The sequence below is a fragment of the Anaerostipes caccae L1-92 genome, assembly GCF_014467075.1.
GTDB lineage: Bacteria > Bacillota > Clostridia > Lachnospirales > Lachnospiraceae > Anaerostipes > Anaerostipes caccae.
The window spans coordinates 2,644,037-2,669,889 of record NZ_AP023027.1 but is presented as its reverse complement, the minus strand read 5'-3'; the positions used below and the strand labels follow the sequence as shown (position 1 = coordinate 2,669,889).

General features: G+C 46.0%; 22 protein-coding genes. 19 read left to right on the top strand and 3 right to left on the bottom strand.

Annotated elements, in window-relative coordinates:
* The first annotated feature begins 21 nt into the window (after positions 1-21).
* The 4 genes from clpX (at position 22) to ANCC_RS12980 (ending at position 5,707) form a co-directional block, all read left to right on the top strand.
* Positions 22-1,431, top strand: coding sequence for an ATP-dependent Clp protease ATP-binding subunit ClpX (gene clpX / locus ANCC_RS12995; protein WP_024726716.1), 1,410 nt, complete (start codon positions 22-24; stop codon positions 1,429-1,431).
* A gap of 86 nt (positions 1,432-1,517) precedes the next feature.
* The gene (locus tag ANCC_RS12990) at positions 1,518-3,473 is read left to right on the top strand and encodes a fructose-bisphosphatase class III (RefSeq protein WP_006565581.1); all 1,956 of its coding nucleotides are present in this window, start codon (positions 1,518-1,520) and stop codon (positions 3,471-3,473) included.
* Positions 3,474-3,485: 12 nt separating this feature from the next.
* Positions 3,486-3,968, top strand: coding sequence for a gamma carbonic anhydrase family protein (locus ANCC_RS12985; protein ID WP_006565580.1), 483 nt, complete (start codon positions 3,486-3,488; stop codon positions 3,966-3,968).
* A 53-nt stretch (positions 3,969-4,021) separates the two neighbouring features.
* The gene (locus ANCC_RS12980) at positions 4,022-5,707 is read left to right on the top strand and encodes a S8 family peptidase (protein ID WP_006565579.1); all 1,686 of its coding nucleotides are present in this window, start codon (positions 4,022-4,024) and stop codon (positions 5,705-5,707) included.
* Positions 5,708-6,074: 367 nt separating this feature from the next.
* On the opposite strand, the gene hydE is transcribed toward ANCC_RS12980, so the two are convergent.
* The gene (hydE, locus tag ANCC_RS12975; protein ID WP_006565578.1) at positions 6,075-7,124 is read right to left on the bottom strand and encodes a [FeFe] hydrogenase H-cluster radical SAM maturase HydE; all 1,050 of its coding nucleotides are present in this window, start codon (positions 7,122-7,124) and stop codon (positions 6,075-6,077) included.
* A gap of 138 nt (positions 7,125-7,262) precedes the next feature.
* Here hydE and upp point away from each other — a divergent pair, with 138 nt between their 5' ends.
* The 14 genes from upp to ANCC_RS12905 all read left to right on the top strand — a co-directional run bounded on the left by upp (position 7,263) and on the right by ANCC_RS12905 (position 22,101).
* A complete protein-coding gene (upp, locus tag ANCC_RS12970) occupies positions 7,263-7,895 on the top strand; it encodes a uracil phosphoribosyltransferase (protein WP_006565577.1) in 633 nt (210 codons plus the stop codon).
* Positions 7,896-8,006: 111 nt separating this feature from the next.
* A complete protein-coding gene (gene typA / locus ANCC_RS12965; protein WP_006565576.1) occupies positions 8,007-9,833 on the top strand; it encodes a translational GTPase TypA in 1,827 nt (608 codons plus the stop codon).
* Positions 9,834-9,938: 105 nt separating this feature from the next.
* Entirely contained in the window at positions 9,939-10,574 is a 636-nt protein-coding gene (locus tag ANCC_RS12960; protein ID WP_006565575.1) for a single-stranded DNA-binding protein, read from the top strand.
* Between the two features lie 121 nt (positions 10,575-10,695).
* Positions 10,696-11,184 (top strand): cob(I)yrinic acid a,c-diamide adenosyltransferase, encoded by a 489-nt coding sequence (locus tag ANCC_RS12955; RefSeq protein ID WP_006565574.1) that lies wholly within the window; start codon positions 10,696-10,698, stop codon positions 11,182-11,184.
* 29 nt (positions 11,185-11,213) lie between these two features.
* Positions 11,214-12,098 carry a 4-hydroxy-tetrahydrodipicolinate synthase gene (gene dapA, locus ANCC_RS12950; protein ID WP_009290753.1) on the top strand — a complete coding sequence of 295 codons (885 nt, stop codon included), beginning with the start codon at positions 11,214-11,216 and terminating at the stop codon, positions 12,096-12,098.
* Positions 12,099-12,110: 12 nt separating this feature from the next.
* Complete coding sequence (dapB, locus tag ANCC_RS12945) at positions 12,111-12,866, top strand: 4-hydroxy-tetrahydrodipicolinate reductase (RefSeq protein ID WP_006565572.1); 756 nt, start codon at positions 12,111-12,113, stop codon at positions 12,864-12,866.
* Between the two features lie 80 nt (positions 12,867-12,946).
* Positions 12,947-14,140, top strand: coding sequence for a pyridoxal phosphate-dependent aminotransferase (locus ANCC_RS12940; protein WP_006565571.1), 1,194 nt, complete (start codon positions 12,947-12,949; stop codon positions 14,138-14,140).
* A gap of 1 nt (position 14,141) precedes the next feature.
* Positions 14,142-15,194: a histidinol-phosphate transaminase gene (gene hisC / locus ANCC_RS12935; RefSeq protein WP_039946118.1), complete on the top strand. Its 1,053-nt coding sequence runs from the start codon at positions 14,142-14,144 to the stop codon at positions 15,192-15,194.
* Positions 15,195-15,345: 151 nt separating this feature from the next.
* Complete coding sequence (locus ANCC_RS12930; RefSeq protein ID WP_006565569.1) at positions 15,346-16,218, top strand: DUF5688 family protein; 873 nt, start codon at positions 15,346-15,348, stop codon at positions 16,216-16,218.
* Positions 16,219-16,304: 86 nt separating this feature from the next.
* Positions 16,305-17,483, top strand: coding sequence for a sporulation integral membrane protein YtvI (ytvI, locus tag ANCC_RS12925; protein ID WP_006565568.1), 1,179 nt, complete (start codon positions 16,305-16,307; stop codon positions 17,481-17,483).
* Complete coding sequence (gene thyA, locus ANCC_RS12920; RefSeq protein WP_006565567.1) at positions 17,480-18,328, top strand: thymidylate synthase; 849 nt, start codon at positions 17,480-17,482, stop codon at positions 18,326-18,328. The genes ytvI and thyA overlap by 4 nt, the downstream gene beginning before the upstream one ends.
* Positions 18,329-18,337: 9 nt before the next feature.
* Entirely contained in the window at positions 18,338-18,835 is a 498-nt protein-coding gene (locus ANCC_RS12915; RefSeq protein ID WP_006565566.1) for a dihydrofolate reductase, read from the top strand.
* Positions 18,836-18,904: 69 nt separating this feature from the next.
* Entirely contained in the window at positions 18,905-19,975 is a 1,071-nt protein-coding gene (locus ANCC_RS12910; protein WP_006565565.1) for a branched-chain amino acid aminotransferase, read from the top strand.
* Between the two features lie 149 nt (positions 19,976-20,124).
* Positions 20,125-22,101, top strand: coding sequence for a sodium-translocating pyrophosphatase (locus ANCC_RS12905; RefSeq protein WP_039946117.1), 1,977 nt, complete (start codon positions 20,125-20,127; stop codon positions 22,099-22,101).
* Positions 22,102-22,173: 72 nt separating this feature from the next.
* On the opposite strand, the gene ANCC_RS12900 is transcribed toward ANCC_RS12905, so the two are convergent.
* Positions 22,174-23,493: an MATE family efflux transporter gene (locus ANCC_RS12900; protein WP_006565563.1), complete on the bottom strand. Its 1,320-nt coding sequence runs from the start codon at positions 23,491-23,493 to the stop codon at positions 22,174-22,176.
* A 76-nt stretch (positions 23,494-23,569) separates the two neighbouring features.
* Between ANCC_RS12900 and ANCC_RS12895 the strand changes: the two genes are divergently transcribed.
* On the top strand, positions 23,570-24,361 hold the full coding sequence (locus ANCC_RS12895) for a MerR family transcriptional regulator (RefSeq protein WP_006565562.1): 792 nt from the start codon (positions 23,570-23,572) through the stop codon (positions 24,359-24,361).
* Between the two features lie 137 nt (positions 24,362-24,498).
* Here the strand turns inward: ANCC_RS12895 and ANCC_RS12890 are convergent, their stop codons facing one another.
* Positions 24,499-25,734 carry a peptidoglycan-binding domain-containing protein gene (locus ANCC_RS12890; protein WP_006565561.1) on the bottom strand — a complete coding sequence of 412 codons (1,236 nt, stop codon included), beginning with the start codon at positions 25,732-25,734 and terminating at the stop codon, positions 24,499-24,501.
* Positions 25,735-25,853 lie beyond the last annotated feature (119 nt).

The following is a 25,853-nucleotide window of genomic DNA, read 5'->3' as shown; positions in this document are numbered from 1 at the left end:
ACAAGAAATGAGGTACAAATAATGTCTGAAGAAATAAATGAAACAGAATTAGAAGAAAAAGAAGTGCCTGCAAAAACTACTGAGGAGAAAGACGAAACCCATGATGTGGAGCGCTACTGCTATCTGTGCCGCAGGCCGGAATCGATTACCGGAAAGATGATCACGCTTCCCAAGGATATACATATCTGCGTAGACTGTATGCAGAGAACTATGGACAGTATGGGAAACGGACAGTTCAGCTTTATCGATGCCACAAACATGGACCTGAACAATATGGACTTATCCCGTCTGATGGAAAATATGCAGGAACCGCCTGCGCAGGCAGTGAAGAAAAAAGATAAAAAGAAGAAAAAGAAAGAAAAAAAAGAATTAAATCTAAGAGATATTCCGGCACCGCACAAGATCAAGGCTATGCTGGATGAATATGTCATAGGACAGGATTATGCAAAAAAGGTCATGTCTGTGGCGGTCTACAATCACTATAAACGGGTGGTGACCAACACCATGGAAGAGATCGAGATCGATAAATCCAACATGCTCATGGTCGGGCCTACCGGTTCCGGAAAGACGTATCTGGTAAAGACTCTGGCGAGGCTTCTTCAGGTGCCGCTTGCCATTACGGATGCCACTTCTCTGACGGAGGCTGGCTATATCGGAGATGATGTGGAGAGTGTGCTCTCCAAGCTTCTGCAGGCAGCAGATAATGATGTCGACGAGGCAGAACACGGCATTATTTTTATTGATGAGATTGATAAAATCGCAAAGAAACAGAATACCAACAGCCGTGATGTCAGCGGAGAATCCGTACAGCAGGGGCTGTTAAAGCTTCTGGAGGGGGCGGAGGTAGAAGTGCCGGTGGGTGCAACAAGCAAGAATGCCATGGTGCCAATGACGACAATTAATACAAAGAACATCCTGTTTATTTGCGGGGGTGCCTTTCCTGATCTTGATGAAATCATCAAAAAGCGTCTCATGAAGCAGACATCTATCGGCTTCCATGCAGACCTAAAAGATAAATTTGACAAAGACGAGAACATTCTGTCCAGAGTCACTGTGGATGATCTGCGGGAATACGGTATGATACCGGAATTTTTAGGGAGACTCCCGATGGTATTTACGCTGGAAGGGCTGTCAAAGGATATGCTGGTCCGTATTCTGAAAGAGCCGAAAAATGCAATCTTAAAACAGTACCAGAAGCTTCTGGAGCTGGATGAAGTTGAGCTGATATTTGACGAAAGTGCGCTGGAAGCAATCGCGGAAAAAGCGCTGGAAAAGAAGACAGGTGCCCGTGCATTAAGGGCGATCATAGAGAAATTTATGCTGGATATCATGTTTGAGATTCCGAAGGATGACACGATCGGAAGAGTGATCATCAACAGGGATTATATTTTAAATCACGGTACGCCGGTGATCGAACTGCGGGGACAATAACAGAAAAAAGCCGGATCATATGATCTGGCTTTTCGCCTAATATTTTTGCTGAGGAGATGATATAATAGCTTTATGGAGGATTGTGTATGAATGATTTTAAGTATTTGAAAGAATTGTCCAAGCAGTACCCAAACATTTCTGCAGCCTCTGCGGAAATTATTAATTTGCAGGCTATTTTAAATCTTCCCAAAGGAACAGAGCACTTCGTTTCCGATCTGCATGGGGAGTACGAGAAATTCAGCCACATATTGAGAAACGGTTCCGGGGCGATCAGGGGGAAGATTGACGACCAGTTCGGCAATATTTTAAGCATCAAAGAGAAAAAGAATCTGGCGTCTGTCATCTATTATCCCGAGCAGAAGATGGACCTGATGGAAGAGGAATTGTCCGAAGAAGAGCTGGATTCCTGGTACCGGACCACGCTGATCCGGCTGATCCTCATGGCGAAGCTGGCCGCAAGCAAGTATACGAGATCGAAAGTGAGAAAAGCTATGCCTCCGGTGTTTGCGTACATCATGGAGGAATTGATCACAGAACACGGAATGCTGGACAAGGACGAGTATTTTGACCAGATCATCGAGACGGTTTTAAAGACCGGGCAGGTCAGGGAGCTGATCGCAGCCCTGGGCCATCTGATCCAGAGGCTGACCATCGACCATCTCCATGTGATCGGGGATATCTATGACCGCGGACCGGGAGCACACCGGATCATGGACTGTCTGATGGATTATCATTCTCTGGATATCCAGTGGGGAAATCATGACATTCTCTGGATGGGAGCGGCATCCGGACACGGGGCGTGTATTGCCAATGTGGTGAGGATCAGCGCCAGATATAATAATCTGGATACCCTGGAAAACGGATACGGAATCAATCTCATCCCTCTGGCGAGGTTTGCGCTGGACTGTTATAAGGATGATCCCTGCGAACTGTTTACGATCTCGGGGGATGTCCAGGAAGAGGATGTCAGGGAGCTGGATCTAAATAAAAAGATGCACAAGGCCATTGCCGTCATTCAATTTAAACTGGAGGGCCGTCTGATCAGGAGAAGACCGGATTTCGGCATGGAGGAGCGCCTGCTTCTGGATAAGATCAACTATGAAAAAGGCACCATCTGTATGCGGGGAAAAGAATACCCGTTAAAGGATACTCATTTTCCGACTATCGATCCAAAGGATCCGTACCGGCTGACCAAAGAAGAAGAGTATGTGATGGAACATTTGATTACTTCGTTCAAATACTGTGCTCATTTGCAGGAACATGTGCGGTTTCTTTTTTCAAAAGGCAGTATGTATCTTACATATAACGACATGGTGCTCTATCACGGCTGCGTTCCGCTGAATGCAGACGGAAGTTTCCGTCAGGTGAAGATCAACGGAAAGAAATACGCGGGGAAGGCCCTCTGCGATGTGCTGGAACACCACGCCCGCCAGGGATATTTTGAGCAGGAAAATTCACCGAAGAAAAAGTACGGACAGGATATCATGTGGTACATATGGTCCAATGAAAATTCTCCGGTGTATGGAAAAGATAAGATGGCTACCTTCGAGCGCTATTTTGTGGAGGACCCTGACTTGAAAAAGGAGACGAAGGATTATTATTATCAGCTGATCGAGGAGGAGGCAGTCCTTTACCAGATACTGGAGGAGTTTGATGCCGACGGCATGAAAGGTCATGTCGTCAACGGCCATATGCCTGTCGCTGTCAAGGACGGAGAAAGCCCAATCAAATGCAAAGGAAAGCTGTTCATCATTGACGGAGGCTTTTCAAAGGCATACCAGAAAAAAACAGGGATCGCAGGTTATACTCTCGTTTCCAATTCTTACGGAATTAAACTGGTTGCCCATGAGCCGTTTAAATCCAGAGATTTTGTTATCCGTGAAGAAACAGATATACATTCAGATACGGTCCTGTCTAAAAAGGTGATCCGCAGGAAACGGGTCGGGGATACGGACAACGGAAAACGAATAAAGGAAAGCATTAAGGATCTGGGCTGTCTCGTGACAGCATACCGAAAAGGAGAAATTTCAGAAAGAATCTAAGGAGCAGACACTATGGAAAAGACATATTATCAGGCACCTACGGCTGCAGTGCTGGGAGACGTGGAATTGGGAGACGGAGTTTCTGTCTGGTTCTCCTCTGTGGTCAGGGGCGACGAAAACCGTATAAAGATCGGAAATCAGACCAACATCCAGGAAAACTGCACGGTCCACGTGGAGGAAGGCCATCCGGTTCTCGTAGGGGAGCGGGTGACGGTAGGACACAACACGATTCTTCACGGGTGCACTATTGGGGATGAGACAATGATTGGCATGGGAAGCATCATCATGAACGGAGCCGAGATCGGCACACATTGTTTCATCGGGGCGGGAAGCCTTGTGACGGAAGGAACCGTAATCCCGGACGGAAGTCTTGCGTTCGGACGTCCCGCAAAGGTGGTCCGTCCGGTAACAGAAGTAGAAATCCGCCATATCAGGGAAAGCAGCCGGTATTATGTGGAAACTGCACAAAATCATCTCATAGAGAAAAAATCATAATTTCAATAGACATTTCATAACTATTAAGCAAGATTATTTTTAGGGAGAATTTTATGCCGGATGCTTGCATTGGTGCGGCAGTCAATGAAAATTACCGCGATTTTATTTCCGGATTCAGGACCAGTCCGAATGAACTTCGGGACTTTTATCACACAGACTGCATCACTCAGGTGAATTTTCAATATGCGATCGTCTATGTAGATGAGCAGCAGGCGGCTGCTTCCCCTGTCTCCAATTTTTCGGGAAATGCAATTCCCAGGTGCTACGGCCTCATGGATATGCAGGTTCTGGAGGAGACCGGGGCGGCCCAGGTGCAGCGGTCGGGGCTGGATCTTACGGGACAGGGAGTCCTGGCAGCAGTCATAGATACAGGGATCGACTATACCAATACTGTGTTCCAGCTGGGAAATCAGACTACAAAGATTCAATATATGTGGGATCAGACGATACAGGGAGAAGATCCTCCAATGCCTTATGGATATGGGACAGAATATACAAAAGAGCAGATTGATGAGGCGTTGCAGGCAGAAGATCCCCTGGAGATTGTTCCGAGCCAGGATACGTCGGGGCATGGGACATTTCTTGCAGGCATGATCGCGGGAAATGAAGTACAGGAAGAGAATTTTTCAGGGATCGCACCAGGGTCCGAGCTGGTGGTGGTAAAACTGAAACAGGCAAAAAGCTACCTGAAAGAATATTACTGTATTGACCCTTCAAAGGAAGTATATGCAGAATCAGATATCATGCTGGCGATCCGCTATGTTCTGGAGAAGGCAGATGAACTTAATATGCCGGTTGTGATCTATCTGGGACTTGGGACCAATCTTTCTTCCCACACCGGAACTTCACCGCTGGCCAGGCAGATTTCAGCCCTGGCATACCAGCCGGGAATTGCGATCGTTGTGACCGGGGGAAATGAAGGGCAGGCCAAACATCACTATGCGGGTACTCTCTCAGATGGAGAGGTTGTGGTGGAAATAAAGGTGGGACCGGGGGAATATGGATTTACGGCGGAACTGTGGGGCTTTCAGCCAAACCAGTTTTTTGTGGACATCGAATCGCCCTCCGGCCAGAGAACCGGTGTAATATCAGGAGGCTACAAGGGCAGAAGAAATATCACATTTCTGCTGGAACAGACGAGTCTCATCGTAGATTATTTTACCATTGACATATCCACTGGTTCGCCTTTTATCCGCATGAGATTCCGTGCCCCGGCAGAGGGAATATGGAAGGTTCATGTCACAGACGAAAATGTAGGGAGCAGGGAGTTTGACATGTGGCTTCCCATACGGAATTTTATCACCGATGAGACTTATTTTTTGGAATCCACACCGTATAATACACTGACTGCACCGGGAAACGCGGCACCGGTCATTACTCCTTCCACTTATAATCAGAGCAATAACAGTTTTTTTATCGAAAGCGGAAGGGGATATCCCAGGACCATGACCATACAGCCAGATTTTTCGGCGCCGGGTGTCAATGTGATCGGAGTCCTTCCAAGGAACAGGTTTGGGATGAAGACGGGCGCCAGTATTTCAGGGGCAGTGGTCGCGGGTCTTGCGGCACTGCTGTTGGAGTGGGGTCAGGTCAAAGAAAATGACTTGATCATGAACACGCTGAGACTGAAAAATTATCTGATCCGCGGAGCCAGGAGAGATCCGGACCGAAATTATCCAAACAGGGAATGGGGATTTGGGGCCGTGGATGTTTATCAGGCTTTTTTAAGAATCCGTTAGAGACGGCACTACAAAAGAAACTCCATGTTTGCAGACTTATTTCCAGTTTTTTGCATCTTGTTTCGGGAATAATTAATTTATAGTAACAAGCAGAATACACAGGAGTAGTAGGATGTAGAGAGATAATATTTATGAAAAGCTGTGCCCTTATGTAGAGAGGGCAAAAGGCGGAGACGAACAGGCCTTCGAGTATCTCTATCACCATTGAACAGAGAGCTGGTCCTTCAATGTGAATCTGCAGTTGAGCGCAATCATCGCTGTGACAGTAATTGCGGCACTTTAACAGCAAGAGGAAATAAATCATTATATCATGCGGGAGCCATAGGAAATTCGGCAAGAAACTGCCGAACGGAAGGGGAGACAGGATTTATAAATATTCCCGGTAATCTCCGCGGCTAAATTCCAGGTGATAACCGATGCTTTCCATCCTGCGTCCGAGACAGCCTACGCATTCGGCGGCCTCATCTCCAGTGCAGATCTTGTTGTCGTAGAGAGCATAATCTTTCCTGACATCAATCGGGGAGAGATTCGGCATAACCACATTTGCACCGGCCAGGATTCCTTTTTCACGGCCGTTCGGATCAATTGTTCCAAGTGCCGTGGTGGAAGGCAGCAGGAGATGGTGATTCATCAGGCGCAGGATGCTGATCATATAAGTTGTGAGGTCCGCTGTGCCGGACGGCTCGTCCTTAAACGGTGTATCGTGATGAGGGATGAACGGCCCGATCCCTACCATTTTAGGATTCAGCTCTTTGATAAACAGAAGATCTTCAGCCAGATGGGCAGCCGTCTGTCCGGGGGCACCTACCATAAAGCCGGTACCGACATGAAAGCCGGCTTTTTTTAAGTCCCACAGGCACTGCTTGCGGCGGGCCAGTGACATCGCTTCGGGATGAAGTTTTTGATAGTGCTCCTCGGTGGCTGTCTCATGGCGCAGGAGATAACGGTTGGCTCCCGCCTCAAAGAGAGCCTGGTAGCTTTCCGGTGAGCGTTCCCCAAGGGACAGGGTGATAGCGCAGTCTGGATAGGATTTGCGCATGGCGGAGACAATAGAGACCATACGCTCATCATGAAAATAAGGGTCTTCACCTCCCTGAAGGACAAAACTTCGGTATCCAAGCTCATATCCGCTTTCACATGCGGAGAGAATCTGCTCCTCAGTCAAACGGTAACGGCTGACATTTGGGTTGGAACGGCGGATACCGCAGTATAAGCAGTCATTTTTGCAGTAGTTGGTAAATTCAATGAGCCCCCTTGGGAAAACTCCGGTGCCATATATTTTCTGAGCTTCTTTCCGGGCCAGGGATGCAAGATATTCGGCATCCTCTGCTGTCCTGTGTTCAATCAGGCGTATAAAATCTTCTTTTGACAAAATCTGTTCTTTATATAATCGGTTGATCAACTCAAAATGATTCATGAAGATCAGGTTCCTTTCTTAGCATATTCGTGAAAATATCATACCATAATAGAAATAGAATAGAAAGGATTTCTATGTGGGCCTGTTTGTGATAAAATTTTTATCAGAAACTACAGAAGATACAGAAAGGAAACTGTTATGAACGAAAATGTAACTGTTTTTAGCCATCCGTTAATCAAACATAAGATTTCCCAGTTAAGGGATGAAACGTGCAAGACCAAGGAATTCAGGGCACTGGTGGAAGAAATTTCTATGCTCATGGGTTATGAGGTGCTCAGGGATCTGGAGATGGAAGAAATCGAGATCAAGACACCGATGGAGACAACCACGGCACCGATTATTAAAGGAAAGAAGCTTGCTCTGGTCCCGATTCTCAGGGCAGGACTCGGCATGACCGGAGGGATTCTGTCCCTGGTGCCGTCTGCTAAAGTAGGACATGTGGGTATGTACAGAGACGAAGAGACTCTGGAACCCAAAGAATATTACTGCAAACTGCCGGAAGGGATCGACCAGCGCATGATCCTGATCGTAGATCCCATGCTGGCAACCGGAGGATCTGCGGATGCGGCGGTTCAGTTTGTGAAAAAAAAGGGCGGAAAGCAGATAAAGTTTGTCTCCATCATAGCAGCGCCTGAAGGAGTAAAACGCCTGTCGGAGGCACATCCTGACATTCAGATCTACTGTGGGGAGATAGACAGGGGATTAAATGAAAACGGATACATTCTGCCGGGACTCGGCGATGCCGGCGATCGTATTTTCGGAACGAAATAAAGAATGAATGAGGGAATTACATTGGGAAACAATGAGAGTAATATTTGAATCTTATATCTGAATGTGCTAAACTACAAAAGTTGACGTTTTTTAAAGGAAAGTGAGTAAAAGATGGTAAGAGAAGATATTAGAAATATTGCGATTATTGCCCATGTAGATCATGGAAAGACCACATTGGTGGATGAGTTATTAAAACAGAGCGGTATCTTCCGTGAAAATCAGGAAGTAGAAGAAAGAGTCATGGACTCTAACGATATTGAGAGGGAACGCGGTATCACGATTTTGTCAAAGAATACCGGCGTGCGCTATAACGATGTAAAGATCAATATTATTGATACTCCGGGACATGCTGACTTCGGCGGCGAAGTAGAGCGTGTGTTAAAGATGGTAAACGGAGTGGTTCTTGTAGTAGACGCCTTTGAAGGCCCTATGCCACAGACAAAGTTTGTATTAAAAAAAGCGCTGGAATTGGACTTGTCTGTGATCGTCTGTGTCAATAAAGTAGACCGTCCGGAAGCAAGGCCTGATGAAGTGGTGGATGAAGTACTGGAATTACTGATGGAACTGGACGCAGACGACAAGCAGCTGGACTGTCCGTTTGTCTTCGCGTCCGCAAAGGGCGGATATGCGGTTGCCGATCTTTCCGATGAGAAGAAAGATATGAAGCCGCTGTTCGACACTATCATTGAACACATTGAGGCGCCGGAGGGAGATCCGGAGAAACCGACTCAGGTATTGATCAGTACCATTGACTACAATGAATATGTGGGAAGGATCGGAGTCGGCAAAGTGGACAATGGTTCTATCAAGGTAAACCAGGAGTATATGGTTGTAAATGCCCATGAAGAAGAGAAACAGCAAAAGGTCCGCATCACCAAGTTATATGAATTCGAGGGTCTTAACAAAGTGGATGTGAAAGAGGCAGGCATCGGTTCTATTGTTGCCATTTCCGGAATTTCAGACATTCATATCGGGGATACGATCTGTGACATGGATGAGCCGGCTGCGATCCCGTTCCAGAAAATCTCAGAGCCTACGATTGCTATGCAGTTCATGGTCAATGACAGTCCTTTGGCCGGACAGGAAGGAAAGTTTGTCACCAGCAGGCATTTAAGGGACAGGCTGTTCCGTGAATTGAATACGGATGTCAGTTTAAGGGTAGAGGAAAGCGATACCACAGACAGTTATAAAGTATCCGGCCGTGGAGAGCTCCATTTATCCGTTCTGATCGAGAACATGCGCCGTGAGGGTTATGAGTTTGCAGTGAGTAAAGCGGAAGTCCTCTATAAGGAAGATGAGAAAGGCAAAAAGCTGGAACCGATGGAGATCGCCGTAGTTGACGTGCCGGAAGAGTTTGCCGGAGCCGTCATCGATAAATTAAGCCAGAGAAAGGGTGAACTTCAGGGTATGAGTTCTGCCAAAGGCGGTTATTCAAGGCTTGAATTCTCTATTCCGTCCAGAGGTTTGATCGGATACCGGGGAGAATTTTTGACAGATACCAAGGGAAACGGCATTTTAAATACAGTATTCGACGGTTATGGACCTTATAAGGGAGATATTCAATACCGCAAGCAGGGTTCCCTGATCGCGTATGAAACAGGGGAGACTGTGACCTACGGATTATTTGCGGCCCAGGAGAGAGGAACGCTGTTCGTGGGAGCCGGAGAGAAGGTTTACAGCGGCATGGTCATCGGGCAGAACGGAAAAGCCGAGGACGTTGAGGTGAACGTGTGCAGAACGAAAAAGCTCACCAATACCCGTGCATCGGGTTCCGACGATGCTTTAAAGCTTTCGCCGCCGAAAATTTTAAGCCTGGAGCAGGCCTTAGAGTTTATCGACACCGATGAACTCCTGGAGATCACTCCGGAAAATATCAGAATCCGAAAAAAAATTCTGGACCCTACGATGAGAAAAAGACAGGCGTATAAGAAACAATAATGTCAAAACCTTCCGAATATTTTGTCGAAGGATTTTTCTTCTAATTGTTGTCAGTTTAGAATACTCTGTATAGTACACGAATTGATACAAGAAGGGAGAAAAAGTATGACAGAAAAAGGAATCAATAATAATCAAGTGGAGGTAGCGGGCGAGATTATATCCACCTTTGAATACAGCCATGAGATTTTTGGCGAAGGTTTTTATATGGTCAAACTTTTAGTAAACAGGTTAAGCGAAGCGACTGATGAAATACCATTGATGATTTCCGAACGTTTAGTGGACGTTACAAAGGACTGCCGGGGCAAATATCTCAGGGCTTTCGGTCAGTTCCGGTCGTATAACAAACATGAAGAAAACCATAACCATTTGATTTTATCCGTCTTCGTAAGGGATTTGGAATTCCTAGATTCCATGGAAGACGTGAAGCCGAACCAGATCCAGCTGGACGGGTTTATATGTAAGCAGCCGGTTTACCGGATGACACCCCTCGGAAGAGAGATCTGTGACATCCTGCTGGCTGTGAACCGTTCTTACGGGAAATCCGATTATATCCCTTGTATCTGTTGGGGAAGGAATGCCAGATTTGCGGGGAGTTTAGAAATCGGCGCCAGGATTGAACTTGTGGGAAGGATTCAGAGCCGTGAGTACCAGAAGCGGATCAGTGAATTTGAAGTCGTAAAGAGGACTGCATATGAAGTTTCTGTGAACAAACTGGAAATGAAGGTCCCGGAAGAAGAGTAAAACTCCCTGTTTTACAGGACATGACAGGGAAATCAGCGCGATAGATAAAGTATGGATTTTTTGCCGGAATGGTGATATAATAAAGCGATATTACTAAAGGAAGATTCTTTGAGGTGAAAAGATGAAAGGACGAGTGGAAGTTTACTGCGGCCAGGGCAAAGGGAAGACATCGTCGGCCTTAGGCCACTGCATCAAAGCAGCAGGACAGGGGAAGCAAGTCATTATTGTTCAATTCCTGAAAGGAAAAGACACGGAGGAGATCAGCTTTATAAGACGCCTGGAACCAGAGATTCAGCTGTTCAGTTTTGAGAAGTATGAACAGCACTATATGGATCTGACACCTGAACAGAAGAAAGAGCAGGAGCATTTCATCGGCAACGGCCTCTGTTATACGAAGAAGGTCATTGACACCAGACAGTGCGATGTCTTAGTGCTTGATGAGGTACTCGGACTTTTAGATCTTGGACTTCTTTCTGAGGAGGAACTGGTAGCCCTGGTCTCCGGAAGGGACGAGGAACTGGAAGTCATTATGACAGGAAGAAGACTGCCTGATTCTTTGAAGGACTGGGTGGATGACATCTACTGCATTAACACAATTAAAGAATCATAAGATTACATAAGAGATTAGGAGGAATGTATATGGCTATATTTACCGGAGCCGGCGTTGCATTGATCACGCCGATGAAAGAAGACTTATCAGTAGACTATGACCAGCTTGAGAGGGTCATTGACGATCAGATTAATCACGGCACCGACAGCATCATCATCTGCGGGACCACAGGGGAAGCTTCTACGATGTCTCACAAGGAGCAGATCGAGGTCGTTGCCGCATGTGTTTCCTGTGTCAACAAACGGGTTCCGGTCATTGCCGGGGCAGGTGCTAATTGCACAGACGAAGCCCTTTATCTCGCCAGGGAGTCGGAGAGAGTCGGAAGCGACGGGCTTTTAGTTGTAACTCCATACTATAACAAAGCCACACAGGCAGGATTGGTCGAGTATTACACGAGCATAGGTAATTCTGTAAACATTCCTATCATTATGTATAATATCCCGGGAAGGACCGGAGTGAACATTCAGCCTGAGACGACGGCAAAGATCTTCAAATCAGTGGAGAACATTGTAGGTATGAAGGAAGCCAGCGGCAATCTTTCACAGGTTGCGGATGCCCTCTATCTGACAGACGGAGAACTTGACATGTATTCCGGAAATGACGACCAGATCCTTCCGGTCTTATCTCTCGGAGGTAAGGGTGTGATCTCTGTTTTGTCCAACATCGCACCGCAGGAGACCCATGATATGGTCATGAAGTTCTTAAACGGAGACGTAAAGGGCAGCCAGGAACTTCAGATGAAGTATATGGACGTGATCCATAAACTGTTCTGTGAAGTAAACCCAATCCCTGTAAAAAGAGCTATGGCAGAGCTGGGATTCGGAGCCAACGCAGTGAGAAGGCCTCTCACAGAGATGGAAGAAGATCACGCACAGGAACTCATCGAATCTATGAAAAATGTAGGAATTCTTTAAGGAGCGGCACAAATGATAAAAGTAATGATGCACGGCTGCAACGGTGCTATGGGACAGGTGATCAGCGGGATCATCGAAGAATCCGAAAGTGCGGTCATGGCGGCGGGAATAGACTTTAAAGACGACGGACACAATCCGTATCCGGTATTTAAAAATCTGGAAGACTGCAATGTGGATGTCGATGTAATCATTGATTTTTCCTCATCCAAAGCCACGGACCGGCTGTTAAGCTATGTGGCTGAAAAGCAGATACCGCTTGTCTTATGTACGACGGGTCTGAGTGAAGAACAGTTAAAAAAAGTCGAGGAGACAAGCAAAAAGACCGCAATTTTAAGGTCTGCCAACATGTCTCTTGGGGTTAATGTTTTATTAAAGCTTGTGAATACGGCAGCAAAGGTGCTGGCAGATGCGGATTTTGATATTGATATCGTAGAGAAGCACCATAAACTGAAAGTAGACGCACCGTCAGGAACTGCCCTTGCGCTGGCAGACGCAGTCAATGAAGCGCTTCACAACGAGTATGAGTATGTTTATGACCGAAGCCAGAGAAGGATCAGGCGTCCGAAAAAAGAGATCGGCATTTCGGCGGTCCGCGGAGGGACCATAGTCGGACAGCACGATGTGATCTTTGCCGGACAGGATGAAGTCATTGAATTTCATCACACGGCCTACTCCAAAGCAATCTTTGGAAAAGGGGCAGTCAGCGCGGCTATCTACCTGGCGGGCAAACCGGCCGGCATGTATGATATGAGCGACGTGATCGGTTAAATATTGTTTGAAACCAAAGGCGGTACGGCTGATGATGCGTACTGCCTTTTTGTGAACATACGAAAGAAAGAGTGGGATTTATGTTATCAAAAAAAGTATTAGAGTTATCGAAGCAGCACTCCGTGATCCGGGATATTTTTGAATTCGGCATGGAGAGGGCAAAAGAAGTAGGAGCTGAAAACGTATTCGATTTCAGCATAGGAAACCCATCGGTTCCTGCCCCGAAGGAAGTGGATGAGACGGCCATGAAGTACATAGAGAGCGGCGATCCGGTGGCAGTCCATGGATATACAAGCAATGCGGGCATATTTGAGGTAAGGGATGCAGTGGCAAAGTCACTGAACAAAAGGTTTGACACGGCTTACAGCGCGGATAATATTTTCATGACGATTGGCGCTGCGGCGGCTGTGGGCATTTGTTTTAAAAGTCTGGTGGACGGGCCGGAGGATGAGATCATCACCTTTGCGCCTTATTTCCCCGAATACCAGGTATATGCCGAGGGAGCCGGATGTAAGCTTACCGTGATTCCGGCTGAGACTGAGACATTCCAGATTGATTTTGAAAGGCTTAAGTCTGCCATCAATGTGCACACCAAGGCTGTGCTGATCAATTCTCCGAACAATCCTTCCGGAGCCGTTTATTCCAGGGAGACGATTCAGAGGCTTGCGGAGCTTCTCACAGAGAAGCAGAAAGAGACAGGCCACAGCATTTATATCATATCCGACGAACCATACAGGGAGATCGTCTATGACGGAATAGAACTTCCCCACGTTCCGAAATATTATGACAACACATTAGTCTGTTATTCTTTCAGCAAATCCCTTTCTATTCCCGGAGAGAGGATCGGCTATATCATCGCACCGTGTGAGGCGGAAGATTATGCGGATCTTCTGCCCGTGTTTATCGCTTCAGGAAGGCTGCTTTCTTATGTGAGTGTGCCCGCTTTATATCAGAAGGTAGTCGGCGACTGTGCTGATCTCACGGCAGACCTGTCCGTATATCAGGCAAACAAAGACTTATTTTATAATGCCTTGACGGATATGGGCTACGAGTGTGTGGAGCCGGGAGGGGCATTTTACCTGTTCCCCAAGGCTTTGGAACCGGACGCCAACGCATTTTGTGAGCGGGCAAAGAAGTATGACCTGCTGATGGTTCCGGGGGACAGCTTTGGATGTCCGGGTTATGTACGGATTTCCTACTGTGTACCTACGGAAAGGATTGAGAAGGCGCTGCCCCTGTTTCAGAAACTGATCGATGAATACAAGGAGAATTAAAATGAAATCTTGGAGAGATAATATAAGAAATGTAGTCCCGTATACCCCGGGAGAACAGCCGAAAGAGGACGGTGTGATCAAGCTGAATACCAATGAGAATCCATATCCTCCTTCTCCGAAAGTTTTAGAAGCGATGAACCATATTAAACATCTGAGAAAATATCCGGACCCGGCAGCGGCGGATCTCACAGAAGCGATCAGTTCCTACTACGGTCTGAATCGGGACGAAGTCTTCGTCGGAGTCGGCTCAGATGACGTTTTAGCCATCGCTTTTCTGACATTTTTTAATTCCGGAAAGCCGGTGTTTTTCCCGGACATTACCTATTCTTTTTATGATGTCTGGGCCGGCCTGTTTCAGATCCCGTATGAGACCAAAGCATTGGATGAAGAGTTCGGCATACATGCCGGAGATTATTACGGAGAAAACGGGGGAGTGATCTTTCCGAATCCCAATGCGCCGACAGGGGCTCTTTTAGAATTGGAGACAGTCAGGGATATTTTAGATCATAACAGAGATGTTCTTGTGATCGTGGACGAGGCTTACATCGACTTTGGGGGTGAGAGCGCGAGAAGCCTTATCCCTGAATATGATAATCTGCTGGTCGTACAGACATACTCTAAATCCCGCTCTCTTGCTGGGCTCAGGATAGGATATGCCATGGGAAATAAAGAGCTGATCAAGGCTATGAACGATGTGAAGTATTCCTTTAATTCTTACACGATGAACGAGCCGGCCATTGTTATGGGGAAGGCGGCGATCGAGGATGAAAAATATTTCCAAAAGACAAGAGAAAAGATTATAAATACCAGAGAATGGTTTCAGGAGGAACTTAGAAATCTGGGATTTGCATTTGCGGATTCCAAGGCAAATTTTGTCTTTGCATCACACGAATCTATTCCGGCCAAAGAATTATTCGAAGCAGCAAAGAGAGAAAAAATATATGTCCGGTATTTTGACAAGCCCAGAATTGACAATTATTTAAGAATTACGATCGGCACAGATGATGAGATGCAGACTCTGGTGAAGTTTTTGAAAAAACAAATAAGGCCATAGGATAAAGCAGGCAGGTCACGGAAAATTTCCCGGTACTGCTTGCTTTTTTAAAAACTTTGAGTTAAGATAATAATGTAATTATTTCTAAAATATGGAATATACGGGGAGGGGTATGACGTAGACTTCCGTTTCAGCAAGGAAGGAGACGGTTATGTTGACCAGACCAGAGTTTTTAACTTATGTAGAAGAACACATACTGGAGTATGTGAAGGACCCGGAGGAAAAGCAGGCCTCCATCCGGCAGGTGACAAAGAACAATAACATCAGTTTAAACGGCCTCTGTATCGGAAAAGGAGAAGAAGTCTGCCAGCCTATCATTTATTTAGATTCCTATTATGAGGACTACCGGGAGGGAGCAGACCTGGGAGAGATCCTATGCAGGATAGGTGCGGTCTATGAGGACAGCAGGGCAGACAGTCCGATCGATGCTTCCCTTTACAGGGATTACAGCCACATGAGGGATCTGCTGTTTTTCCGTCTTGTAAATTATGAGAAGAACAAAGAACAGTTAAAGGACTGTCCCTGTGAGAGAATCGAGGATCTGGCCGTGACTTACCGGTGGTTTGCCCACCATGACAAGAATGGGATGGCCAGTGCTCTGATCCGCAATCAGGATCTTGACTTATGGGGCATCACAAAGGATCAGCTCATGAAAGATGCAAAAGCAAATACAAAGAGAGTTTTTCCGCCCCTGCTCCGGCCTATGGAGGAGTTATTTCCTCAGATGGATGCGGCAGGAGAGCTGTTTGTCCTGACCAATGAAGAGGGACTCAATGGTGCGGGAACTGTCCTCTATGAAGGAATTCTCGACAGTTTTTCCGATCAGATTAAAGGTGGATTTTATATTCTTCCCAGCAGTATCCATGAGGTTCTGCTTGTGCCTGAAAAGGAAGGAAGTGATCCTGCGGCCCTCTCGGAACTGGTGAAAGAAGTAAACCGTACCGTGGTGGATGACGGTGAGATATTGTCTGACCGGATTTACTATTATGAAAAAGGGCAGAATGTATTTATGTCGAAAGTGTGAATTTTACATCCGGAGGGACTGTGACCTTGTCATCCGGAGAACGTTACTTTATAATGTAAATAATTAAAAAGCTGGGGTGATGAAAGATGAGACGTTGGGAAATATATCTGGAAATATTCATGGAACTTATAGTGATCGCGGGAGGGGCCTTTCTTCTGATCTTTGTCCTGCCTAAGTGCATCGGATTCTTATGGCCCTTTGTGGCTGCTTGGATTGTGGCGATGCTGGCCCATCCGGTGATTGCGTTTTTGGAAGACAAGATCAGTCTTCCGAAGAGATTCGGCTCGGCACTGATCATTATTGCGGTGATTGCAGGCCTGATCGCACTGATCTCATTTATTGTCAGCCAGCTGGCCGCCCAGATCGTGGGCTTTGCGGCCAATCTTCCGGATCTGAGGGAGACGGTCCAGACACAGCTGATGAATCTGAAAGAACAGGCAGTGCACCTTCTGGATTCTCTGCCATATGGAATGGGAGTAAAGTTTGATACGATGCTCGGTTCCACGGACAAGGTGCTGGACAAGGCAGTGAGTGCCATCGGGAATTACGGCATGGAACATTCCGGCAATGTGGCCAAAGGCATGACCAGCGGATTTATCGGAACGGTGGTTATGTTCTTTGCCTCATATTTGTTTATCGTGGATAAGGATAAGATTGTGCAGGGATATGAAAAGCACGTTCCAAAGATGGTCCGTCATAAGATCGGTATCTTTTACCACAATACACTGGGAGTTTTGGCAAGCTACTGCTGGGCACAGGTAAAGATCATGGTCATCATAGTTGCGATTCTCTGGATCGGCTTTATCCTTGCGGGGATCAGCTATGCATTTTTCCTGGCCGTTGTGATCGCGATTCTTGATGTGCTGCCGATTCTTGGGACCGGGACGGCGATCATCCCTTGGGCACTCTACAAGATCCTCACAGGAGATATTAAGACCGCCATTATACTGCTGATCATCTATGTGATCTGTCTTGTGACCAAACAGGTGCTTCAGCCTAAGATGATGGGAGACAGTATGGGGATTTCACCCCTTGCCACTTTGTTTTTGATTTATATCGGCTTAAAGCTCTCGGGCATTGGAGGCATGCTTCTTGCTTTAATTCTGGGTATCTTTGTGTATAATCTATATAAGCTGGGGATCTTTGACCGGAAGATTGCATTCTTCCAGCGAAGGATCGAGATGCTGACGATAAACAGTGAGAAGGAAGAAGAACAGATAAAAGAAGAACTTGACAGAAGAGAAAGAGAGGGAAAAGAATCATGAGTTACGCAGATACTCTGTTCATCAACATGTGCAGAGATATTTTAGAAAATGGAACCAGCACAGAGGGAGAAAAGGTCAGGCCCAAATGGCCGGACGGCACACCGGCTTATACGATCAAGCAGTTTGGCGTTGTGAACCGTTATGACCTGTCAAAGGAGTTTCCGGCGCTGACACTGAGGAAGACATTTGTCAAGTCTGCTGTAGACGAACTGCTCTGGATCTGGCAGAGGAAGTCAAACAATATCCATGATTTAAAGAGTCATGTGTGGGATGAATGGGCAGACGAAGACGGATCCATCGGTAAGGCATACGGCTATCAGATGAGGGTAAAGCATCAGTATGCGGAAGGCATGATGGATCAGGTAGACAGGGTGATCTACGACTTAAAGAACAATCCATACAGCCGCAGGATCATGACGAATATTTACGTTCATCAGGACCTGCATGAGATGAACCTTTATCCGTGTGCTTACAGCATGACATTTAACGTGACCAAGAAACCGGGCCATGAAAAGCTTGTTCTGAACGGCATCCTAAATCAAAGATCTCAGGACATTCTGGCGGCGAATAACTGGAACGTAGTCCAGTACTCGGTTCTGCTCTATATGCTGGCACAGGTATGCGGCATGGAGCCGGGAGAGTTTGTCCATGTGATCGCTGACGCACATATCTACGACCGGCACATTCCGATCATAGAGGAACTGATTAAGCGCCCGGTTTATGATGCACCGAAGTTTTCCATGAATCCCGATGTGAAAGACTTTTATGAGTTTACTCTGGATGACTTTAAGATAGAAGATTACAAAGCAGGGGAGCAGATTAAGGATATCCCCATTGCCATATAGGAGAGAAATATGAATTTGATTGTGAATGCGGACAAAAACTGGGGGATCGGCAGGGAAAACCAGCTTTTGGTTCATATCCCAAATGACATGAAGATGTTCCGGCAGACGACGACAGGAAAAGTCGTAGTGATGGGAAGAAAGACATTGGAGAGTTTTCCAAACGGCATGCCTCTTCCAAAAAGGACGAACATCGTCCTGACGACAGATCAGGACTACGACGGCCGGGGAGCCATTGTGGTCCACAGCGAGGACGAACTGTTTGAAGAACTTAAACAATATGCGGATGAAGACATCTTTATCATCGGGGGCGAGAGTATATACCGGATGATGCTTCCTTACTGTGATACGGCCTATGTTACCAGACTCGACTATGCCTATGATGCAGACACATATTTTCCGGATCTTGACGCACGAAAAGAGTGGGAGATTGTAAAAGAAAGTGAAGAACAGACTTATTTTGACCTTGAATATGTATTTTTGAAGTATCAGAGACGGAATGACGATTGACAGAAGATTCAAAAAGTTTCATAATAAAACTTAATGAAAAACTACATATAACAGGAAGGAAGAGATAACATGTTAGATATCAAAGTTGAAAAGACACAGTGTCCGAAAGAAAAACCGGGAAAAGATGATCCGCTTCTGTTTGGGACCATTTTTACAGATCACATGTTTGTGATGGACTATGATGAGGAAAAGGGATGGTATGATCCGCGCATCGTTCCCTATGCTGATCTCACATTGTCTCCGGCTGCAACGATCTTTCATTACGGACAGGGTGTTTTTGAAGGGCTGAAGGCATATAATTCAGAAAACGGAAACGTGAATTTATTCCGCCCGGACATGAACGCAAAGAGATCTAACCGTTCATCTGACAGGCTGTGTATTCCGGAAATCCCGGAAGAAGACTACATCCAGGCGATTGAGCAGTTAGTTGCGCTGGACAAGGACTGGATTCCGAGTGAACCGGACCATTCTTTATACATCCGTCCGTTTATTATCGGTACAGATCCGTTTTTGGGCCTGAAGACTTCCAGATACTATCAGTTCATTATCATTCTGTCACCGGTAGGACCTTACTATCCGGAAGGACTGGACCCTGTCAGCATCTGGATCGAAGATGACTACGTAAGAGCTGTACGCGGAGGAATCGGAGAAGCCAAGACCGGGGGCAATTATGCGGCCAGCATTTTATCCCAGGTGAAAGCACATGATGAAGGATATTCCCAGGTACTCTGGCTGGACGGAGTGGAAAGAAAGTATATAGAAGAAGTAGGAGCTATGAACATCTTCTTCAAGATCGGCGGCAAGGTAGTGACTCCGAAACTAAACGGAAGTATTCTGCCGGGTATTACCAGAGATTCAGTAATACAACTCTGCAAAGAGTGGGGATATGAGGTAGAAGAAAAGCGGATTTCCATAGATGAGATCTATGAAGCCCACAAAGCAGGAATTTTGGAAGAAGTTTGGGGAACCGGAACCGCGGCCGTCATCTCACCGGTTGGCAAACTGCGCTGGGGAGATGAGATCATGCAGGTAAAAGACGGAGGAATCGGCGAATTAAGCCACAAACTCTATGACACTGTGAGCGGAATCCAGCTGGGCAAAATCGAAGATACCCATGGATGGATTGTGGAAATCAAATAAATGTTACGTCTGGAAGAGGAGCCTCTCTTCCAGTCTTTTTTTAATTGAAATATTGTATTCTTGAAATGACTTTGGTATAATATTAAAACGTGACTAAAAGTCATAAACTCAAATTCATATATTATGAGGAAATGAAAGGAGATTGGACAATGGAAATGTACATTGCGATTGCAGCCGGAATCTTATCTCTGGTTGTTGCATTTGCACTGATGACGAAAGTAAAAGGTGCGGATGAAGGAAATGACCAGATGAAAGAAATCGCCGGAGCGATCAACGAAGGAGCCCATGCATTTCTAAGGGCAGAATACAAGCTGCTTGTAGTATTTTGTATTGTAGTATTTGTATTGATCGGCCTTGGAATTCAGAGCTGGGTATCAGCAGTATGCTTTTTAGTGGGAGCATGTTTTTCTGCTCTTGCAGGATTTATCGGGATGCATACAGCAACAAAAGCAAACGTAAGGACTGCAGAGGCAGCAAGATCAGGCGGGATGAGCAAAGCTTTATCCATCGCATTTTCCGGCGGTGCCGTTATGGGACTTACTGTGGTAGGTCTTGGACTGTTCGGTGTTACTATGGTTTACAAGGTGACTGGAGATGTCAGCGTACTGACAGGATTCAGTTTGGGAGCATCCTCTGTGGCATTGTTCGGCCGTGTAGGCGGCGGTATTTATACAAAAGCCGCTGACGTCGGAGCTGACCTTGTAGGTAAAGTAGAAGCAGGTATCCCGGAAGATGATCCGAGAAACCCGGCAGTTATCGCTGACAACGTAGGTGACAACGTAGGTGACGTAGCAGGAATGGGTGCCGACTTATATGAATCTTATGTCGGATCTATCGTATCTGCCATTACCATCGGTGTTGTAGCGTTCAGCGTAAAAGGTGCCGTTTATCCGCTGGTACTCGCAGCGATTGGTATTGCAGCATCAATCCTCGGTGTTATTTTTGTAGTAAATACGAAGAGTCAGAATCCGCACAGGGCACTGGACGGAGGTACATACTTCTCAAGTGTCATCGTTTTGATTGCGGCATTCTTCTTAAGCCGTCAGTTCTTCGGAAACCTGGATACTTTCTGGGCAATCCTTGGCGGTGTCCTGGTTGGTAATATTATCGGTAAATTAACTGAGTTCTACACATCCAGTGACTACGGCGCAGTTAAGAAGATCGCTGATCAGTCTGAGACAGGATCTGCGACAACGATTATTTCAGGACTTGCAGTGGGAATGGAATCCACAGCATTCCCGATCATCTTCATCAGTATCGCGGTTATCGTTGCATATCAGTTTGCAGGTTTATATGGAATCGCTCTCGCGGCGGTAGGTATGCTTTCCACAACAGGTATTACCGTAGCAGTCGATGCTTACGGACCGATTGCGGATAATGCCGGCGGTATCGCAGAGATGGCTGAGTTAGACGAATCTGTGCGTAAGATTACAGATAAACTTGATGCAGTAGGTAATACAACAGCGGCTATGGGTAAAGGATTCGCCATCGGTTCAGCAGCATTAACCGCATTGGCTCTGTTCTCTGCTTATTCACAGGCTGTTGACCTGACAACAATCAACTGTCTGGATCCGAAAGTTATCGTAGGTGTGCTGATCGGAGGAATGCTTCCGTTCTTGTTCTCAGCGTTCACCATGCAGTCTGTTGGTAAGACAGCAAACGAAATGATCGTGGAAGTACGCCGTCAGTTCAAAGAGATTCCGGGAATCCTCGAAGGAAAAGGAAAACCGGACTATAAGAACTGTGTTGAGATTTCTACATCAGCAGCATTAAAAGAAATGCTTCTTCCGGGTGTTATGGCAATCATTGCCCCGTTGATCATCGGTGTTCTCTTAGGAGTGGAAGCTCTCGGAGGATTATTAGTAGGATCTTTGGCATCTGGAGTTATGATGGCGATCTTCATGGCAAATGCCGGAGGAGCCTGGGATAATGCGAAGAAGTATATTGAAGAAGGACATCACGGAGGAAAAGGCAGCGATGCCCATAAAGCAGCCGTTGTCGGTGACACTGTAGGTGATCCTTTCAAAGATACATCAGGACCGTCAATCAACATTTTGATCAAGTTAATGACGATCGTAGCTTTAGTATTCGCACCGTTATTCTTAAGTATCGGCGGAATTTTATAAGAAATGAATTAAAATCCATGGAATCGAAAGGTTCCATGGATTTTTTTGTCCTAATACAGGTTTCGTTGGAATTCAGTTTTCTGCGGCCGCTGCACTGCAGGTATGAGAATCAGATGTTTTTTTCATCATGAGAACAGCGATGAAGGTCACTGTACATTCTGCTGCGATAATTCCGGTCCAGAGGGCCTGCCTGCCAAAGACTGCAGGCATGAGAAAGATAAATGCGACATTTATGATGAAACTTCTCAGTGAGGCTATCGTCAGGGCTTTGAATGTCCTTTTGGACGCCAGATGGTAAGTAGTAAAGATCATATTGACTGCCGCAAACAAAAAGGAGACTCCGTAGACAGATAAACTCTCACCGGCAAGCTTTACCAGCGCCGGTTCCCGGTTAAAGATGTGAATGACCGGTTCTCCAAACAAGAGCAGTACGGCATACAGGAGGAAAGCAAGAAGAAAGTTTACGGCGATACCTTTTTTGAGGAAGCAGCGTTCCAGTTCTTTCTTTCCCTCTCCGGCGGAACGGCTGATCAACGGCTGTATCCCGTCAGAAACGCCGATAAATACGGAGAAGACCAGTGTTAAAAGATAACATACTACGGAAAAAGCAGATACCCCGATGTTTCCAAGATAACGTATGACGATCAGATTATAGCAGAAGATGGTGACCGGCTGGCTCATCTGAGTGATCAGTTCCGGTATCCCCCGTCTCAGGATCTCTGAAGTGTAATATTGTTCTATAGGAAGAAGCTTTAGCTTCAGCCTTCCTTTCCCATGAATAAAATGAGGAAGCATAATCATACAGGAAATTACCTGCCCGAGACCGGAAGCGACGGCCGCTCCGTGGATTCCCATATGAAAGACAAAGATAAACAGCCAGTCGAGAAAGACATTGCTCAAAGCTCCGGCCGCCATACCGGCCAGTCCCAGTTTCGGGTTTCCGTCATTCCGCACAAACGCTGCTAGTACCATAGCCATGCAGAAGAAGATTCCGAATAAAATATAGTACCGGAGATAATCGGATGTAAGAGATAGAAGATCTCCGCGTGCCCCTAAGAGCCTGGCAATCTGGTCTGAAAACAAAAAGCTGAACACTGTCATAAAAGCTGAAAATATCAACACCAGATAAATGCTGTTCATAAATGAGCGCAGAGCTTTTTGTTCATTTCCCTGACCAATGAAGATGGATGTAATGGTTGATCCTCCCATAGCGATCATCATGGCAACTGCAGTCAAAATACATATAAAGGGAACTGCTAAATTAATGGCGCCAAGACCGTTTGAACCGACCCCGCGGCCTACAAAGATACCATCAACCACAAAATACAATCCGGTTACCATAGATGCACAGACTGACGGTATCACAAACTGATAAAATTTATGTTTGTTCATTATAAAATAACCTCCAAATTTTTGTTATAATAAAAGTATAAAGTATCCCATCATGGGAGAGTCAAGGAGGAATTAAATGAAAGAATATTTGACAATCGGGGAAGTCTCCAAGATGAAAGGAGTCGGCATTAAATCTCTGAGATATTATGACCGCCTCGGTATACTAAAGCCTGCATATATAAATCCCGATACCGGTTACCGATATTATTCAATTGAGCAGATGCTCATGCTTGATATGATCCTGCTGTGCCTTGGGCTGGACATTCCATTGAAACAGATGCAGGAGTATATGGATGAAGAGGGTCATTTAGATATGAAAGGACTGCTGAAAGACGGAAGGAAAAAAGCAGAGGAAAAAGCCAAAAGGATACAGGACACACTGTTCCAGATAGACGGGCTGGAACGGCGGATCAGGGGAGCCGAGGAAATACGGAATAAGGGCAGTGACAGTTACAGCAAATATATTGGGGAGAGAATGGTCATAGCGCTGCCTTGGAATCACCCGTCCACGGATGATAAAGCGTATATGAGTGAAGTGACAAAATTATATTCGCTGTCCCAAAAGTTGGAGCTGACGGTTTTTTATCAGCAGGGTATCATACATCATAGAAAAGGGGGAGAAGCCAAATCTTATATCTTCCTGGAGATACAGCAGACAGATGTAAAAGATCCCGGGATTTTCAGTCTGCCGGAGGGAACTTATGAGTGCAGCGTATCTGAGGACACCAGAATCGATGAAAAGGCAGAGACAAAAAACCAGCCAGAAGATCTATTAATAGTAGAAACAGACTTTTATTTCGGAAAACAGCCAAAAGACAGATACTTCTTAGAACTGCAGATATACAAAGGAAAAGACGGTGGGAAATAAAAATCCACCGCCTTTATGAATGGATGTTATTTTTGCCGGATAAGTGTCCTTTGAACAAAAGGAGCCAGCCAGCGATTGTTTTTTATCACTATTGGAGGAACGCATTTTAAAGCGTGACGGAAATAGTGAGAAAAAACTCAAGGGTTAAGTTCCGCAATCCGGCTTACAGCCACATAAATCTCGCTGATTTTATACCAGGTCGGATAATCTACGACTCCGGTCTGCCCAAGGCCGAATACATTTTGGAATACTCTTACCGCATCGGCCGTCTGCTGTCCGTATGTGCCGTCCACCGGTATCGTAGGGATAGAAGGATAGTCCTTCGCAATCCGGTTTAATTGTTCCTGCATCTGACGGACTTTATCACCGGTGGAGCCTATGGTCAGATCATAACCCGGCCAGGAGGAAGGAATGCCTGAAATCTGCTCCGCGGTATTGATATACATACTTTCTCCATAGTAATATCTGAGGATTTCGATAGGAGTATATCCCTGATCTCCCAGATATTTAGATCCCCACTGTGTCATCCACTCCGGACAGCTTACCCGTTTGCCGTCACAGTATTGTGTCAGGATCGGCTGGCGTACGTTCGGCCGGGACAGATAGCTGGCAAAGATTTCATCTACAATCGTATTGATGGAATCATATGTTGTCTTTCCATTGATCCACTTATGATCATATGCAGTGGAGGAAGTAATCGTAAAGTCGTGTCCTTTGTTTCTGTACCACTCAGTGTAAACTCTGTTGAGAGTAAAGGACATGATTGCCAAAATGTTGGCTTCCAGGGTCGAACGAGGCCATGTTGAGTAAACTTCACAGGCAGCCACATTCTTAATGTAGTCTTTATAGCGCACATAATAGTTTTGGGCAGTCTGGTCAGTAATAGCTCCGTCGTGGACAATGACGAATTCGGGAATCACTACCCGGCTAAGTACGATCTCACCGGATTCATTGACTGGCTTGATCTCATCTTCTGCAATTTTAGGAGGATAATCCCCCCAGAGAGTATGAGGGCCTATAACTATATTATCGAGTGTTGTAGATGCAGTTTCCAGGGGAACCATGGAAACATTTTGGAGACCATTTGTATCTGCCAGAATCTGAGCTCCCGAGATCGTTACCGGCTCATAGTCGGGCGCCGTCACATGCAGATTATATTCTGAGTATGGCTGATTTTCACTCGGGGAAAGGCTGTATTCCACCGGCGGAGCATCAAGTGCTACCTCTTCGGTCTGTCCGTTCTGATCAGTGGTTACTTCCTCGAGAACCTGATCGGATTCTCCGGTATAGGAGATAGATATAGTAGCATTCCGCACCGGAACATATCCAATGGTAGAGTTTACTTGAATTTTTAAGTTTCCTTTGTCTGCCATTTAAAAAATCCTTTTTCTTTTACTATATGCCGGTGTGATAAAAATATAACCAGAGTCACTTCTGATGTGTGTTTCCTAGATTTAAGAAATATGATAACATTAGAAAAGAATAGGAAGCA

Coding starts and splice junctions, on each gene's coding strand:
- ANCC_RS12895 (WP_006565562.1), top strand. CDS start 23,570: ATGAAAGAATATTTGACAATCGGGGAAGTCTCCAAGATGAAAGGAGTC.
- ANCC_RS12910 (WP_006565565.1), top strand. CDS start 18,905: ATGTTAGATATCAAAGTTGAAAAGACACAGTGTCCGAAAGAAAAACCG.
- hydE (WP_006565578.1), bottom strand. CDS start 7,124: ATGAATCATTTTGAGTTGATCAACCGATTATATAAAGAACAGATTTTG.
- ytvI (WP_006565568.1), top strand. CDS start 16,305: ATGAGACGTTGGGAAATATATCTGGAAATATTCATGGAACTTATAGTG.
- ANCC_RS12915 (WP_006565566.1), top strand. CDS start 18,338: ATGAATTTGATTGTGAATGCGGACAAAAACTGGGGGATCGGCAGGGAA.
- clpX (WP_024726716.1), top strand. CDS start 22: ATGTCTGAAGAAATAAATGAAACAGAATTAGAAGAAAAAGAAGTGCCT.
- ANCC_RS12955 (WP_006565574.1), top strand. CDS start 10,696: ATGAAAGGACGAGTGGAAGTTTACTGCGGCCAGGGCAAAGGGAAGACA.
- dapB (WP_006565572.1), top strand. CDS start 12,111: ATGATAAAAGTAATGATGCACGGCTGCAACGGTGCTATGGGACAGGTG.
- ANCC_RS12905 (WP_039946117.1), top strand. CDS start 20,125: ATGGAAATGTACATTGCGATTGCAGCCGGAATCTTATCTCTGGTTGTT.
- upp (WP_006565577.1), top strand. CDS start 7,263: ATGAACGAAAATGTAACTGTTTTTAGCCATCCGTTAATCAAACATAAG.
- ANCC_RS12940 (WP_006565571.1), top strand. CDS start 12,947: ATGTTATCAAAAAAAGTATTAGAGTTATCGAAGCAGCACTCCGTGATC.
- typA (WP_006565576.1), top strand. CDS start 8,007: ATGGTAAGAGAAGATATTAGAAATATTGCGATTATTGCCCATGTAGAT.
- dapA (WP_009290753.1), top strand. CDS start 11,214: ATGGCTATATTTACCGGAGCCGGCGTTGCATTGATCACGCCGATGAAA.
- ANCC_RS12960 (WP_006565575.1), top strand. CDS start 9,939: ATGACAGAAAAAGGAATCAATAATAATCAAGTGGAGGTAGCGGGCGAG.
- ANCC_RS12930 (WP_006565569.1), top strand. CDS start 15,346: ATGTTGACCAGACCAGAGTTTTTAACTTATGTAGAAGAACACATACTG.
- hisC (WP_039946118.1), top strand. CDS start 14,142: ATGAAATCTTGGAGAGATAATATAAGAAATGTAGTCCCGTATACCCCG.
- ANCC_RS12990 (WP_006565581.1), top strand. CDS start 1,518: ATGAATGATTTTAAGTATTTGAAAGAATTGTCCAAGCAGTACCCAAAC.
- ANCC_RS12900 (WP_006565563.1), bottom strand. CDS start 23,493: ATGAACAAACATAAATTTTATCAGTTTGTGATACCGTCAGTCTGTGCA.
- ANCC_RS12985 (WP_006565580.1), top strand. CDS start 3,486: ATGGAAAAGACATATTATCAGGCACCTACGGCTGCAGTGCTGGGAGAC.
- thyA (WP_006565567.1), top strand. CDS start 17,480: ATGAGTTACGCAGATACTCTGTTCATCAACATGTGCAGAGATATTTTA.
- ANCC_RS12890 (WP_006565561.1), bottom strand. CDS start 25,734: ATGGCAGACAAAGGAAACTTAAAAATTCAAGTAAACTCTACCATTGGA.
- ANCC_RS12980 (WP_006565579.1), top strand. CDS start 4,022: ATGCCGGATGCTTGCATTGGTGCGGCAGTCAATGAAAATTACCGCGAT.